Below are 14,433 nucleotides of genomic sequence, written 5' to 3' on the forward strand. Positions count from 1 at the left end.
TCAGCTTCTTGAATCTGCAGTCTTCGGGGGAACGCTTCTGATGTCGCGGGCAATGCTTTCGTGGTTTGAGACAAAGCGGCGCAGAACGTCCTCACTTTTGCCGAAGGCGACCTGCCGACCGTTTTCAATATAAAGCAGGAAGTCCGCCTCGCGTATGGCGCTTGGCCGGTGTGCGACGATAATCACGCTTCCGCCGCGCTCTTTCACGCCGCGTATGGCCTGATTCAGCGCCGTGGTGCCAACCTTGTCCAGGTTGCTGTTCGGTTCGTCCAGCAGAAGCACGACCGGCGATCTGTAAAGCGCCCGTGCCATGCCAACACGCTGGACCTGTCCGCCTGAAAGCTTGGCTTCGCTGGCCCCAAGCTTCGTGTCATATCCCCTGGGCAGCTTGACGATCATGTCATGGGCCGCGGCTGCCTTGGCGGCGGCGATGATTTCGGCATCATCGGCATCCTCGCCCATGCGGGCGATGTTTTCGCCGATTGTGCCGTCAAACAGCTTGACCTGCTGTGGCAGATAGCCGATCAATGTGCCGTAAACATCCGGGTCATACTGGTCGATCGTCGCGCCATCGATCCGGATCTGGCCGCTGCTGGCCGGCCAGATACCGGCCAATGCGCGGATAAGTGTGGACTTGCCTGCCCCTGAAGGACCGATTATGCCCATGGTCTTGCCGGCCGGCAATTGGAATTTGATCCCCTGCAGGGAAGTAAGCTGCGACCCGGGGGGGCGGATCATAAGGCTGGAAACCTCGACCGTTCCTTTCGGGCGGGGCAGTTCGGTCCGCGGTGCGGGTTCCGGCATCTGCGCCAGAAGATCAGAGATATTGCGCCAACTCACCATACCGCGCTGAACCGAGGACCAGCTGCCAATGATGACATCCACCGGTGCCAGTGCGCGCGTGGCGATGATCGACGCGGCAATCATCACCCCGGCGGTCATTTCCTGCTGCAGCACCAGATAGGCCCCCAGCCCGAGGATCGACGATTGCAGAATCATGCGCAGCACCTTGGAAATGGTCGTGAAGAGCTGCGTGATATTCGCGCTTCTGATCTGTTCGGTCAGCGAGGTGGCGCGGTCGGACAGCCAGCGGGAAAAGATGTTCGCACTCATCCCCAGGCCGCGGACGGTATCCGCATCCTCCATCACATTGTCCATTTTCATCTGGGCTTTGCGCTGCGCCTGCATGCTTTCGATCAGTGCGCTGCGTGACAGCATCTGGTTCAGCAGTGTCACCACCACCAGAACCAGACCGCCCCCGGCACTGAGATAGCCAAGCCATGGGTGCAGAAGGAAAATCCCAAAGATGAAGATCGGTGTCCAGGGGATGTCGAAAATAGCCAGAAAGACCGGAGAGGAAATCAGCCGCTGCACATTCTCGATGTCGGAAGGCGCGCGGGCTGAATCGTAATAGGAATCCGGGCCGACAATTTTGGTCTTGGACAGGGTTGCGCGGAACACACGGCGGTCGAAGCGGGCCTGAAACTGGGCGGCCAGCCGGGATGCGATATAAGACCGGCAGACATCGAACACGCCCATCATGAAATAGAGAAACAGCATGATCATCGTCAGCGCGATCAGCGTTTCAATTGAACGAGAGCCCAGAACCCGGTCATAGACCTGCATCATGTAAAGCGGGCCGGTCAGGGCCAGAAGATTGGCAAAGACTGACAGCAGCAGGACAACGAAAATCGAACCGGACCGTGCGGCAAAGAACCTTGCAAGCTCACTCTTTGCAGAGGAGACAGGCTTTTTCCCGATTACTTTCATGATCTATTGGGACCTGCTGTGAGTGCCGCATTGGCGATAATATCACACGGAGACACTGACCAAACAGTAAAGAAAAGGTCATCAGGGCTTTGCTGCCGCAGGTCTTGTGGTCGGTATCGCTTCAATTCGGCTGTGGGCTCCGGCTGATGCTGGATGGAAGGCCTGTTCCGGTCATCTCATGGGGCCGATATAGGCTGTAACGAAAAGGGCGGGGGTTACCCCGCCCTTGCCGATTTCTGTGTCCGGGGCAGAAAAATCTGCCCCGGCTGTGGCAATTACTAGGAGGCGCCGCCGCCGAAACCAGCTTCCAGGTTCTGGAAGCTGGCGGTCATGTCGACCCAGTCTTCGCCGTTCAGCAGGATGTTGTTGGCACCGAAGGCCTCATAGTCAGACACATCTTCGAAGGTGATAAGGATCGTGTTAGCCGTCGGATCTTTAGAGTTGTTAGCCAGGCCCAGCAGGCTGGTGTAGATGGTCACGGTTCCATTCCCGCCGTCACCGGTGGGATCAAAGACGATCGCGCCATCATCGACAGCATCCTCGAACTCGCCGTCGTAGTTGGCGGCGCTCAGGTCGATGATGTCCTCACCGTTCTCCCAATCGGCGTTGCCACCTTCGGGCCATTCGCCGGCGTCGAACTGACGGACGGTGTCGTTGCCGTGGTCTTTGATGAAGCCGATGACGTCGGTGTCGTTATCCTCATCCGAACCGGTGTAGATGAGGTCGTCGCCGGTACCGCCCCACAGGGTGTCAGCACCTTCACGACCGTGGATCCAGTCGTCACCGTCACCACCAAAGATCAGGTCGTTACCGTTGTGGTTGTCCTCATTCGTCACCCACTCGATATCGTCGAGATAGTCGGACTGCGCGTGCGGCCACACATGGCCAGGAGCGCCGTTGCCGGGCTGATACAGATCTTCCTGGGAAGGAATATTATCAGACAACGGCGTTTCGTCGCCATCCAGGATGTCGTTACCTGCACCACCATACATGACGTCATCTTCGTCACCGCCCAGGACAACGTCGTTGCCCTCTGCACCGAAGAGGGTGTCATTGTCGCGGTTACCAACAACCAGATCGCTGCCGTAGCCACCGCCGATGACGTCTTCACCCCAGCCGCCGAACATCATGTCGCGACCGGAACCACCCCACATGGTGTCATTGCCGGAGGCCGCCTGCGGGAACGAGTTCAGATAGTTGTCGTCAATGCCGACATGGTCGAGCAGGGGCAGCCACTCCAGCGGGCCGCCGATCTCGCCGTAATGCGAGATCTGGTCCGAATAGAGATCCAAGCTGCCAACGCCGCTTTCACCGAACATCAGGTCGTTGCCGGTGCCGCCGCCCATCATGTCGCTGCCTGCGCCGCCGTCCATCAGGTCGCCGCCGCCGCCGCCATAGGCGTGGTCATTGCCGTCGCCACCGAGAACGATATCCAGATCGGTATCGCCTGCGCCGGCATAGATCTTATCATCGCCCATGTTACCGATCAGGACATCTGCCCCATCGTAACCGACAAGCGTGTCGTTGCCGCCCAGGCCGTCAATCCAGTCAGCCGAGTACTGGCCGCCTTCAAGGCGCTCGCCGTTGTGGCTGTTAGCTGTTATAACGTTAAATGCCATTTCCATTCCTCACTAGTGATTAGTGCAGTGCCACAAAGGCACCGCATTTGCGCTGCACCGGCAAACGCTAGAACATAATCCCATCCCTGACAATGCGTGTTAACTGACGTTAAGGGGTTAACTTTGCTTAATTGTTGCATAAAAACATCGGTTTGCTTGGCGTAGTTGTTTCGCGTTGTGTGGGTGCATTGTCAGAACTTATTGTTTTCAGGGCATTACCTGCCCCCATTGCCGGGGCGGACTGTTGGGCAAATGGGGTGCGATTGCTGTCTTTTTCCTGCCTTGTAGAGGCGATTGATTGTCCGAGGTTTTGGATGTATTTAGGAAATACCCTTCAGGTTGAATATATGAAACCTAAAGTTTGGCGCGGATCGTCCCTTTGAAGGGTCTCACGCGGTACCAAGTCACGGCGGCACGGCAAGAATTAATAGCAATTATTAACGATTAGGTTAACGATCATAAACGTGCAGGTGCTGATTCGGCTAGCAGTTTCATTTGAAGGAATGCTCGTGACAGGCGAGCGAAATTTGCCAAAAGTGAAGGATATGGCGTGATTTTTGGCTATGCACGCGTTTCGACCGATGATCAGGTGCTTGACGCACAAGTCGATGCACTGAATGCGGCAGGTGCAGAACGTATTTTTATGGATAAGATAAGCGGTTCCAGACGGCAGCGGCCGGACCTGGACCGGATGCTGGATCAACTCCGGCCCGGCGATGTGGTGGTCGTCACGAAATATGATCGGCTCAGCCGGTCCTTGCAGGATCTGCTGGCCATAGTGGATGCCATTCAGGGCAAGGGCGCGGGGTTCCGTTCTCTGGCAGAGGATATCGACACCACCACCCCGGCAGGGCGACTGGTGTTTCATGTCTTCGCCTCGATCGCCCAGTTCGAGCGCGAGCGGATTTCTGAACGCACCCGAGAGGGGCTGGCGGCTGCGCGCAAGCGTGGGCGCGTCGGCGGCAGGCCCCCTGCCCTGTCCCCTGAACAACGTGCCGAGGTGCGCCGTCTGCGCGATCAGGACCTGCGCGGCATCGCCGAATTGGCGCGGCTTTTCAGGGTCAGCCAGAACACGATCCGGCGGGCATAGAGCAGCTGGCAGGCTGCTCCCTCACCCCACCCCTTCGATGCTGTCTGCGATGCTGAGCGGTTTCTGCCCTGCGGCCCTGATGACGATATCGGCGGCGCTTGCGGGGGCGAAGTTCCAGAGATCGACGCCGACATTGACCTGACGGTCGGAGCCCGGCCAGCGGTCATGGACATGCCCGAATAGCTGCAATGCCCCCTGCCGCGCGCCATTCCATGATAGCAGCGGGTAGTGGCAGAGCACGAAGCGCTCCGACCCGTCCGTGATCTCGGTCAGATCGTGTTGGCTGGTCCATGGCAGGCTGGTTATCGCTGCATCGTCGTGATTGCCGCGAATGAGGTGCTTTCGACCCGGCAGGCGCTCGATCAGGGTCCGGGCAAGCTCTTCGCCCCCTGAGCTTGTATCGGCGACATCGCCCAGCACCCAGAGATCGTCGCCGTCCTTCAGCCGTGTGGCCATGCCGTCGATCATGGCATTGTTCATCTCGGCGATGTTTCTGAACGGTCGCCCGAAATAACGCCGGATGCCATCATCGCCAAAATGCAGGTCAGCGCTGTACCAATGAGTCATGGGATCTCCTGAATGTGGGTGATCATGTTTTGCCCCGCCTGCGACGCTTTGACCCGCCAAGGGCGCAGAATTGCGCAACCGGGCAGTGGTGGCGTTGATTGCAGAGCCTGCCCTTGCCGACGACGCGGGTCCGACAGACGCCATGCTGGGTTTCGGCACAGAAGCGCCAGATGGCCAATTCGAGAAGCCGCGGGAAATAGTCCGGGTAAGCCGGGTCGATGTTTTGCACTGGCACGACACGTGCCAGTTCGGCAATCACCCCGTCACAGCCATTTTCGCGATAGCAGCGCGGGCCGTAAGCATGCTCAAGCCCGAACGCCTTGAGGATGCCGGTGCGATCAAGGAATTTATGGACCAGCACATCGACGGTGCACATTGCTGCCCCGATCATCCTCCAGCGCATGTCATTCGGCCTGCCGCCAAGCAGGATATCGGCCAGCACCATATTGGCCAGCTTGGCTGATACCCCCTCAATTCGGCCAAATTCGCCCAGCAGGGCCTGTCGTGCAGCTGCAACGGCATCGGGCGGCAAAACCCTAGCTTCGATGCTGGCATCCGCCGCGTAGCGCCGCTCAGGGCCTGTGCGGGCTTCCGCAACCGCGCCATCAATCACTTGATCGATGAACCCGGCCACATCGTCCTGACAGATGTCGCGCAGGAAGAAGTGCAGCGAATGCGCCTGAACGTTCAGAAGGCCCTTGCGCAAAGGGAGCTTTCGCACCGGGCACAGCCGCAGGTGCTGCGGGCGAGCGCATGTCTTTACCGACTTGCGGTAGCGGCAGCCGGTATAGGCCTCAAACCCGATAAGCTTTGGGCAGGCACAACGGCTGCGGGCAAGCGCGGCCCGGATCTCCCTGCGCGTGGCATTACCGTGACGGTTGATATAGCGGGTGGCGATATCGTCGGAGATGCCCTGCATGCTCAGAGACAACATCAGCTGATCATAGATAAACCCGGCATCAGCCTTGGCCAGTGCTTTCGCCAAACCCGACGCTGATACCTCATGTGCAACCTCGTCCAGATAACCCGGGCCAATCATCAGCTGGCACAACTCAGCCAGCATTCGGGCGGCATCAGCCTTGCTGTTCGCCATTCAATATTCCGAAGCCAGCATAACGGTCAGAATGCGGCGGGTCAGTTGCGGGTTCGATGGGTCTGGCGAAAACCCCTTCAGCGCCCGGTCGTAATAGTCGATTTTCCAGATGATGCGGTGTTGCCCCACGGTCATGACCGCACAGTCATGCTCACCATAGGGGTCGTTATCTTCATTAAAATCGTCGAAACAGGCGACAGCTTGCAGGATCGCCGCGAGTTCTTGCCTTGGCAGCATGCCGACCCCACGCGTGACGAAGACATTGCCGCCCAGTTCCCGGCGCCGCAGGGCATCGTTCAACATCCGAACCAGTCGCACATCATAGGGCTGATCCTCCTCAAACCTGTCAATGTTGCCTGTTTGTTCTTTTCCATCATCCATCGATCCCCGATCGTCCATCATTCGTCCCTTTCCTGTCAGATGAGTTTGATCAATCGACGCTGCGCCTGTTCATCGCCGTCGATATAGCCTTGCGTGGTCTGGATCGAGCGATGCCCGGCCAGAAGCTGAACGTCGCGCAAGGACCCGCCCACGCGATGCAGCTGGCGTGCCGCCCGGGTGATAAAACTGCGCCGCCCGGAATGCGACGAACAGCCTTGCAGGCCCAGCTGCCGGTAGAGCCCGGTAAACCAGTTGACCAGCGATTTGGGTGACATCGCCCCACCCCGGCAGGACCGGATCACCGGCCCTTGCCGGTCGCGCACACGTGGGGCCAGACCGACAAGCGCCCGCCGAAGTTCAGGATGCAAAGGAATACGTCGCCCGGATCGACGCTTGGCCGCAATCGGAGGCAATTCGATATGCGACCCGATCGAGCCATCACCCCGGGTCAACATCGACCAGCGAAGCGCGCAGACTTCGCAGGACCGCAACCCCGCCGTGATGGTCAAGAGGAACATCACGCGGTCACGGGCAGCTGTTGGAGAAAGATCGAGATATCGCAATATGCGCCGCTGTTCAGCGGCTGTAATCACCTTGGCCGGGCGGCCGCGCATCTGCTCGCATAAATTGACATACGATTACAATACACAATCTAAAGTAGATTGTCAAGTTAAACGTTCAGCTCGCGGTGATTGAGGTGCTGGCCGCCTGATCGGGCCTGATATGATGCGACATGACGCGATGATGTCGGTTCGACGTGACGCTGCACATCCTCACCAACTGTTCCGTAACTTCTGTTCAACAGAAACATGGCGCATTGTCGCAACGGATCATTTGGCAGGTCCCGTAAAGCAGCTTGGGCGTAATGCCAATTTATAGGTGTTGGTTGCAATGGGATGGGCCCGGCAGCCTGCCACATCCACGGATGCGGCGATGGGGGCGCAAGCTGCGCAACCATATGGAACCACTATGCCCAAATTACCAACCAAACCATGATCAGCCCCCACAACCAATAACTGTAAAAATACCAATTATATTATGAACCAGCCCGAGCATGATGATCGATAGGCAGACAAACACCCGCCAGATCACAAGCTTGAAGACTCCTAAATCCCGGAATTCGTCATGGCTGAGACGCGCAACGATATCGTCGCGGACGCGTAAAGCAGCATGTACCGCAACAGAAGGACAAACCCGATGATGACCAAGCAACTCGTAGACGGATACGCAGTCATGCTGCAGGACCGTATCACCCACGGCTGGGACGCCTGCCTGCTCAGCTTCATGTTCAATTCGCTGCCGGGGAATGACAGGACCAAGGTGAAACTGATGATGGAGGAGGTTCGTGCCACCTACCACAAGCTCCTGACCCACCTCTACCGCCGCCCGCGCAGCGTTCGACACGACCAGCTGCCGTTTCTGATCGCCGCCCCAGATTACCAGGTTCCGAAACACGACAGGACGACGCATGTGAACCCGGAGATCAATAACGGCCTTCACATACATGCCGCCATCGCCTGCCCTCGCCACACAAGGCTCAAGACCAACTTGACCACCTTCCTCACCGATTGGCGCGACCAGCTGATCGGCCAGAACCGATACCTTGCCGAGCTCCACATCAAGCGCATCACCCATGACGCGCCGCGGCTTACGGACTATCTGATGAAATCGATTAGACGAGACGAGCTCAGCGCCGACGACATCCTGCTGTTGCCAGAAGCGCGGGGCGAGTATTCTTCGCGGACGAAATACGAACGCCTGCAAGCGAAAACCGACGGTGCCAAACGGCGGATCAGACGCGGATCATGCTAGAGACAATCAGCCACGGCTATTCATCAGTGCGGGCTGTTGGGTTCCCGGCTTTGGAGTGGCCCTTCTCGGCCTTGCCGACCCCGATATATTTTCGGAAAAAGCCCATGAAAGCACTGTCGCCGGAATGTTTCGCTTTAACAGAAACATCACGACCGTCGGTCAGAACAAGGCCGAGAAACTATCGCGAACAGAGTTGCGGATAGCCTTCGCAAGGAACCAAGTGACCAAACCCCGCCCGACACACAAATCCACGATGGCTCCGACCCTCAATCAAGGGCCGGGGCAAATTTTCATCATTCAACGGCAATACTAGTGCAATGATGCCCTGTGGTTTGGTCGTCCACGCCGCTTCGGCTTTCGGCCCGGCCGTGGTGCCGGTTCATCCGCTTCGTCGCTTGCCAAGAGCTCGAATTGAACAAATCCCGTATCATCGGCGCCAGCGTTACGAACACTTAGCGTGAACTCGTCGCCTTTCGAACTGTTGAGCAGGTCCTCAAGATCATCTGGTTCGACTTGAAGGAAAAGATCCATTTCATCTGCATCTATTTCCTGCACGGTACGGAGGTACGTGGCTCTCGCCGCGGCAATGCGCTCGCGTGCAGACGCTTTTTTAATCGGCCCGCCTTTCTCGCCCTCCTGCTGCATCGCACGGTAGTCGGCATACACCCTTTGAATGCCGCCCCGCTTCTTGAGTTCTGCCGCAATTTCCTCTCGTGGAACGTTGTCAACAAGGAGCGCCTCTATCGCCTTGTTGTAGCGGCTGGCATCCTTGTCAGTGTTCTTCCGCCAGGAAAAAACAAACTTGAGGATGAATAGCCGCAATTCTTCAGGTCGCTCGACTGACGGCCGGGATTTTTTCCCCTGCCAATGATCAAGCTCACAAAACGCCTTTAAGTCATCCATATTATTACGGATAGCCAGCTCACGCACCGCGGCCTCCTGCAGCGTATCTCGGACGGCGTCCCGATAGCCGCGATGTGATTTTTTAACCTCTGATCGGGCATGTTCCAGCGCCTCGATATTCGGTAGCGATGCCGGTTCCTTCGCTTTCTTCCTATCCATCTGTGATGCCTTTCCTTTACAGGTGCGATGTTGCAATGCTTCAGATATGGATAAGGGCAACCCACAATTGAATTGTAGGGGTTTTCAGGCATGGGTTATTTATTTTATTTATTGTTATATATCAGAATATTGATAGATTTTCAGGCATCGATATTAGCTAAAAGTTACCGGTATTTTTCAATTGATAGCCCAGTGTCCTTGGGAAACTCGGGAACCGATAGCCAGCCGTCGCCCGCGGGTCCAATCGCGCCATCAGTGCCCTCTGGGCGGACTTGCATCGGCTCAGCGCAGCCCGAAACCCTTCGGGATCAGCCAGCGCCTCGTCCACAACCTCAACGAGGTCCGGGTCCGATGGGTGCAAATACAGTGTTATCTTCGGTTCATGGGAGAAGATGTACTGGAAAACCGCAGTTGGCGCATATTGGGCCCATCGTTCCCGCAAGGTGCGAAGGGAATACGGGAATTGACACGTCACGGCTGTTGTTCGCTGCCGCTTCAACGCCGCAGTCAGGCTGACATAGCCTTGCCCATGTTTGTTCGGAACTGAGGTCAAGAGGTGCCCGGTGATTTCCGCGATCACATCCTGGATCGAATAGCGCCCGAACGCCGGAAAGCCATTCTCCCAGAAATAGGCATCCGCCTCGGGCGAGAACATCCACATGAACCGTTCAACCTTCAGCGCGCGGTTCAATCGTTCGCGCACATCCTCCGGCATTTCAAAAACAGTTGGCGCCTTATGTTTCCGGCACAGGTAGCTGATATGCGCCGCTGTGACCGCCGCCTGCTGATCAGGGGAATCCTCTCCCCAGCCAAGCCAGGCAACCAGCCGAAAAAACGCCTGTTCACGATCAAAACGTGGCATCGGCTTCGTGGAGGCAAGGATCCGGATCGCCGTGTTCACCCCAATATCAGGTGGGTGGTCGACCAGTGGTGATGCCGCATATCCGCGACCCTCGTCGCTGACCCATCGATAGAATGTCGAGGCCGGGATACCGAGGGCTTCCAATGTCGCCTTCTGCGAGCCATGCCGCATATATGTGGCCTCATAAGCCGCCAGCTTATTCTTACGTTCTTCAATGCTGCGCTGTCGCGGGCCTCGCCCCGGCAAACCTGGCCCCTTCTTGTCCACCATGAATTCCCCCCTGCGCGGTCATCAAAGCGCCATCAAAAGAGATTCAGAGAAAAATATCCAGAAAGCCGACATGGCATTTGTGGTAAAAGGCCATGTCCCGGAGATATGCGGACGGAGGCGACATTCAGCCAGCCTCTATTCAGGACGGAATGGGTCAAGCTTACTCTTGCCTGGCCCTTTTGGGCGACCGAGCGGCAGCCCGGAGGCTTGCCAAGCTATCGTACGGCTCAGACCTCTGGCCATTGCTCGGCGGGCCAGTCCCGTGCCGTGTGAATCACACGGATGATCGCTATGACTTCGCCAACCGGGCTGGAGGAGATCGCATAGGCAATGACGTAAGGCAGCCGCGATACCGATTTTTCATAGGTGCCGGTGACGCGGCCAGGGCGACCGGTCGGGATTTCCGAAAGGGCCGCGGCCGTTTTCCCGATCATGTCCGAAACGCGCTGCGCAGCCGCGGGGTTCTCTGCTGCGATATAGGCTATTTGCGCCTTGAGATCGTCCAGAGCAATACGCGACCATACGACCTGTCGCTTCACGCTTTCCCACCTTGGGCAGCATCGATCACTGCCTGAAGCTCTCCTGTCGCCGCTTCGTGCGAGATAACGCGACCGGCCGCAACATCTTCAATCCCGCGCCGGATTCCGTCAATGACCTCAAGCTCCCGGGACACATAGGCTTTCACCGCCTCGCTTGCCAGAAAAGACCTGCTGCGCTGTGTGCCCTGCGCCAGACGCTCAAGCTTGTCCTTCAGGTCAGAGCTGAGGCGGATGGTCATCGTAGTGCTGGCGGGCATTGCGGGCTCCTGTGCGAATGTACACATATGAGCACATTTTGGTTCGGCAGACAATTCCAATTGGGCCCGATGGGCCACATCGGAAGGTTTCGACGTAGAACCACGTTAAGCGGGAACATCTGGCAAATTTTCAGGTCCCCAATCTCTGGCTTACTGTCCTGCCCGGGCTCACCCGGTGAGTTGATAGCCCCGCTTCTGCTTGGTGCGATAGAGCGCGATCATCGCGTCGGCAGCGCTGCCCATATCCTCTAACAACTCGATCCGATGCCGCCCTTGGGTGCCGATCCTGCCCCATTCCCGTAAAAGCGACACGCCACCGAACAGGTCTGGCATCAAGCGCAGCCGATAGAACCGATACATATTGGCCTTGGCGTCCACGCGTTCGATGCGGATGTCTTCGGGAAACATCTGGGCGCTGTCGTTTTGCCCTTGTGCTGACGATAACGCTTCCCCGCTTCATGGCCAGCAACCCCTCACCTGCGCCGTCCTCGGAGCCTCCTGGACCACCACAACCACCGGCGTCGATGCCTGCGTCTTCTACCAGCGGTGAATGGGAAAACACGGCCTTCGATCTGCCGCTCCGACCTCTTCTCAGCATCTCGGCCGCCGCAGGCGGCCAGAAGGCTCTGCCTCCTCTGCCCCGAAGGGGCATTCACCACCGGGATATTTGTGGAACAAAGATGCCGTGATAGGATCGCCCCATGGTACAGGCGGGGACGCCGATGGCCGTGAACGGAGATACCTCTGAGCGCCCTTTCGCCGAAACGTGGAGGGGCGTTTTTGCGAGACGCTGTGGGCGAAGGGGGTCAACGGACCAGCTTAGGCCGCGATGCTGGGTGTTATATAGGTGTTAGAGTCTGTGTTACGCGAATCAGAGCCACTCTTAAGCACCTGAAAAAAATGATAAAACGGCCATAATTTTGACTTTCGGTGGGTGATCTTACGATAAAGGGTGGGTGATCTTACGAAAGATGGTGTGTGAAATTACGAAACCCGAACGGTGGGTGAAACACCTAGAAGCGGAACTCCTGCCTCACAGCTTCAAATCGCTCCCTCCAACTTGAACCATCAACGTGAAGCTTGTGAACAACTGGATTGGCGAGCAAATAATCAGCCTCTATCCCGAAAATCTCGGCAGCACGTCGGGTGGGGGCTGCTATCCGCTTGAGGAAAGCCTCGGCAAGCTCCGAGTCTAACACGGAGTAACTTTGATCATCAGAGGCTTCAAGCTCGTACAGGCGCCTGATAATTTCCTCCCGCTCAGGGACGTCGCCGGTCCTGTTAATCTCCTGCAAGACCCGAAGGCTTACAGCTTGAAGAGAAGGATTCGCGCGTTTATCGTCATCTTTGGTGTCAACGTCGCACAACTGGAGGTATTTTTTTAATTGTGAAATTACTGATCCGGAAGCCTTCTCGTACCGAATCAGGTCGACTGCATCTGCACCAAGAACAGCGGCCCATTTTTGAAGCAGAGGGAGGTAATTCATTTTGGCATATGCATTATATTGGAAGGAGAATCTGTAAATATCATGCCGATATTTTGTGGTTTCCATCCTAACGTTCTGCTGATAATCAGCCAAAAGGTAATCAATGATGTTTCTAAGAAAGATAAGGACCTTTACCTCAACCTGCCCTGCCATTCCGACTAGCGATCGGATCCCACGTTCTGGAATGAACTCGAACTCCTCAGAGCTCAGAAAAAGCGTATTGCCCGCTTCTTTTTTATAGTCTTCTATAATTGCAGGGACGTTAATCTTTGTATCGCAACCTGTGTGCCTGTTACTAAATTCCCGGGCAAGTCGATGGTGGCCGTCCCAGAGCAGATGCTCATCCATCGGATACAGAATTCCATTCTCGCGAAGAACGTGGTAATTCTGGACACACCACTTCTGAATAGAGGTTGAGCCTGTCTTGTGCCAGCCCGCATGTACGATCATTTTTTTAGCCATTACTTACTTCACCCTCTCGCAGAAACCGTGCCATCGACAATGGAATAGCTTGGTGCATTCCGATGCGGCGCTGTTTCGCTCTACTGCCGCGGATGACCTCATGCTGCTACAGGCTTCTGCCAGACTGGGCTATTATAGGCAATCCTAGGGTCAGGACTCACAACCAGAAAATGACGGTCGCTGCGATGCAGATGGCGGAGAGGAAGATTTCGCCGCATCTGTCGTAGCGGGTGGCGATCCGGCGCCAGTCCTTGAGACGGGCGAAGAGGTTCTCGACCCGGTGACGCTGCTTGTAGAGTTTCCGGTCGTGGTTGGCGGGGTTCTTGCGCCCGCGCCGGGCCGGGATGCAGGCGGCAATCCCCTTGTCATCGAGGGCTTCGCGGAACCAGTCGGCGTCGTAGCCCTTGTCACCCAGGAGCATCTTTGCGGGCGGCAGGGCATCCAGCAGGACCAGCGCGCCCTTCGCATCGCTCATCTGGCCGGGCGACAGGAAGAAGGTCAGGGGACGACCCAGCCCGTCGCACACCATGTGCAGCTTGGAGTTCAGCCCGCCTTTGGTCCGTCCGATGGCCCGCGGACGAGTCCCCCTTTTGAGAGGCTTGCCGCCGTGCGGTGCGCCTTGAGGTGGGTGCTGTCGATCATGATCGTTTCGCCATCCGGTCCCGGCTGGGCGAGCTCGGCGAAGATCCTGGCGAACACGCCCATGCGCGACCAGCGCACGAACCGATTGTAGAGCGTCTTCGGCGGCCCATACACGGCCGGCGCGTCCTTCCACTGCAACCCGTTCTTCTGAATGTAGATTATCCCGCTCAGCACCCGCCGGTCATCCACCCGCGGCTTGCCTCTGGACTTCGGAAAGAACGGCCGCAGCCGCTCCATCTGCGCGTCGGCCAACCAGAAATGCCCGCTCATCATGCCCCCTCTGTTTGGAAGCTTGAATCATGCATACCGTGGGGCCTCAAGCGACTTTACGGGTCCTGACCCTAGTGCTGCTGCCCAACCGGATGAACGCGTACAGCCGTTAGCTCCGCTTCCTGGCTTCTCAGGCCTTCAGGACATTGCCCGACGCTGAACGACCTCAAGGTGCCTGCCCTCTTCCTCCTCGATGAATTGACGCACTGGGGCCGTCTGCAGGCCGTAGAGCGCGCTATGCGCTGTTTTT

The 14,433-nt window shown here is 57.3% G+C and carries 15 protein-coding genes; 2 read left to right on the forward strand and 13 right to left on the reverse strand.

All coding sequences use genetic code 11. The features are described from left to right. Both PAF20_RS18720 and PAF20_RS18725 read right to left on the reverse strand, forming a co-directional pair. Complete coding sequence (locus tag PAF20_RS18720) at positions 1–1,770, reverse strand: type I secretion system permease/ATPase (protein WP_271073680.1); 1,770 nt, start codon at positions 1,768–1,770, stop codon at positions 1–3. A 278-nt stretch (positions 1,771–2,048) separates the two neighbouring features. Then, positions 2,049–3,389 carry a calcium-binding protein gene (locus tag PAF20_RS18725; protein WP_271073681.1) on the reverse strand — a complete coding sequence of 447 codons (1,341 nt, stop codon included), beginning with the start codon at positions 3,387–3,389 and terminating at the stop codon, positions 2,049–2,051. A 550-nt stretch (positions 3,390–3,939) separates the two neighbouring features. Here PAF20_RS18725 and PAF20_RS18730 point away from each other — a divergent pair. Further along, positions 3,940–4,479 (forward strand): recombinase family protein, encoded by a 540-nt coding sequence (locus tag PAF20_RS18730; protein WP_271073682.1) that lies wholly within the window; start codon positions 3,940–3,942, stop codon positions 4,477–4,479. A gap of 21 nt (positions 4,480–4,500) precedes the next feature. Here the strand turns inward: PAF20_RS18730 and PAF20_RS18735 are convergent, their stop codons facing one another. Genes PAF20_RS18735 through PAF20_RS18750 form a run of 4 tightly spaced genes read right to left on the reverse strand, consistent with a single transcriptional unit; the run spans position 4,501 to position 7,134 of the window. Further along, a complete protein-coding gene (locus PAF20_RS18735) occupies positions 4,501–5,046 on the reverse strand; it encodes a metallophosphoesterase (RefSeq protein ID WP_271073683.1) in 546 nt (181 codons plus the stop codon). 22 nt (positions 5,047–5,068) lie between these two features. Continuing rightward, complete coding sequence (locus tag PAF20_RS18740) at positions 5,069–6,139, reverse strand: hypothetical protein (protein ID WP_271073684.1); 1,071 nt, start codon at positions 6,137–6,139, stop codon at positions 5,069–5,071. Continuing rightward, positions 6,140–6,541: a DUF3768 domain-containing protein gene (locus tag PAF20_RS18745; RefSeq protein ID WP_271073685.1), complete on the reverse strand. Its 402-nt coding sequence runs from the start codon at positions 6,539–6,541 to the stop codon at positions 6,140–6,142. Between the two features lie 14 nt (positions 6,542–6,555). Then, positions 6,556–7,134, reverse strand: coding sequence for a tyrosine-type recombinase/integrase (locus PAF20_RS18750; RefSeq protein WP_271073686.1), 579 nt, complete (start codon positions 7,132–7,134; stop codon positions 6,556–6,558). A gap of 583 nt (positions 7,135–7,717) precedes the next feature. Between PAF20_RS18750 and PAF20_RS18755 the strand changes: the two genes are divergently transcribed. Further along, complete coding sequence (locus PAF20_RS18755) at positions 7,718–8,332, forward strand: hypothetical protein (RefSeq protein WP_271073687.1); 615 nt, start codon at positions 7,718–7,720, stop codon at positions 8,330–8,332. Positions 8,333–8,641: 309 nt separating this feature from the next. Here PAF20_RS18755 and PAF20_RS18760 read toward each other — a convergent pair whose 3' ends face one another. The 7 genes from PAF20_RS18760 to PAF20_RS18790 all read right to left on the reverse strand — a co-directional run bounded on the left by PAF20_RS18760 (position 8,642) and on the right by PAF20_RS18790 (position 14,183). Then, positions 8,642–9,394: a hypothetical protein gene (locus PAF20_RS18760; RefSeq protein ID WP_271073688.1), complete on the reverse strand. Its 753-nt coding sequence runs from the start codon at positions 9,392–9,394 to the stop codon at positions 8,642–8,644. A gap of 157 nt (positions 9,395–9,551) precedes the next feature. Next, positions 9,552–10,526: a hypothetical protein gene (locus PAF20_RS18765; RefSeq protein WP_271073689.1), complete on the reverse strand. Its 975-nt coding sequence runs from the start codon at positions 10,524–10,526 to the stop codon at positions 9,552–9,554. A gap of 227 nt (positions 10,527–10,753) precedes the next feature. After that, complete coding sequence (locus PAF20_RS18770; protein WP_271073690.1) at positions 10,754–11,065, reverse strand: type II toxin-antitoxin system RelE/ParE family toxin; 312 nt, start codon at positions 11,063–11,065, stop codon at positions 10,754–10,756. Continuing rightward, positions 11,062–11,322 carry a CopG family ribbon-helix-helix protein gene (locus PAF20_RS18775; protein ID WP_271073691.1) on the reverse strand — a complete coding sequence of 87 codons (261 nt, stop codon included), beginning with the start codon at positions 11,320–11,322 and terminating at the stop codon, positions 11,062–11,064. Before PAF20_RS18775 ends, PAF20_RS18770 begins: the two co-directional genes overlap by 4 nt. A gap of 168 nt (positions 11,323–11,490) precedes the next feature. Next, positions 11,491–11,730 carry a WGR domain-containing protein gene (locus tag PAF20_RS18780; protein ID WP_271073692.1) on the reverse strand — a complete coding sequence of 80 codons (240 nt, stop codon included), beginning with the start codon at positions 11,728–11,730 and terminating at the stop codon, positions 11,491–11,493. Between the two features lie 605 nt (positions 11,731–12,335). Next, on the reverse strand, positions 12,336–13,271 hold the full coding sequence (locus tag PAF20_RS18785; protein WP_271073693.1) for a hypothetical protein: 936 nt from the start codon (positions 13,269–13,271) through the stop codon (positions 12,336–12,338). A gap of 157 nt (positions 13,272–13,428) precedes the next feature. Further along, positions 13,429–14,183, reverse strand: a protein-coding gene (locus PAF20_RS18790) for an IS5 family transposase (RefSeq protein WP_271072581.1) whose coding sequence is annotated in 2 segments (ribosomal slippage) — positions 13,429–13,865 and positions 13,865–14,183 — 756 coding nt in all. Because the reading frame shifts where the segments join, the coding sequence is not laid out codon by codon here. Positions 14,184–14,433: the final 250 nt, after the last annotated feature.

Origin of the sequence: Paracoccus albus, assembly GCF_027913035.1 — a bacterium.
Lineage (GTDB): Bacteria > Pseudomonadota > Alphaproteobacteria > Rhodobacterales > Rhodobacteraceae > Paracoccus > Paracoccus albus.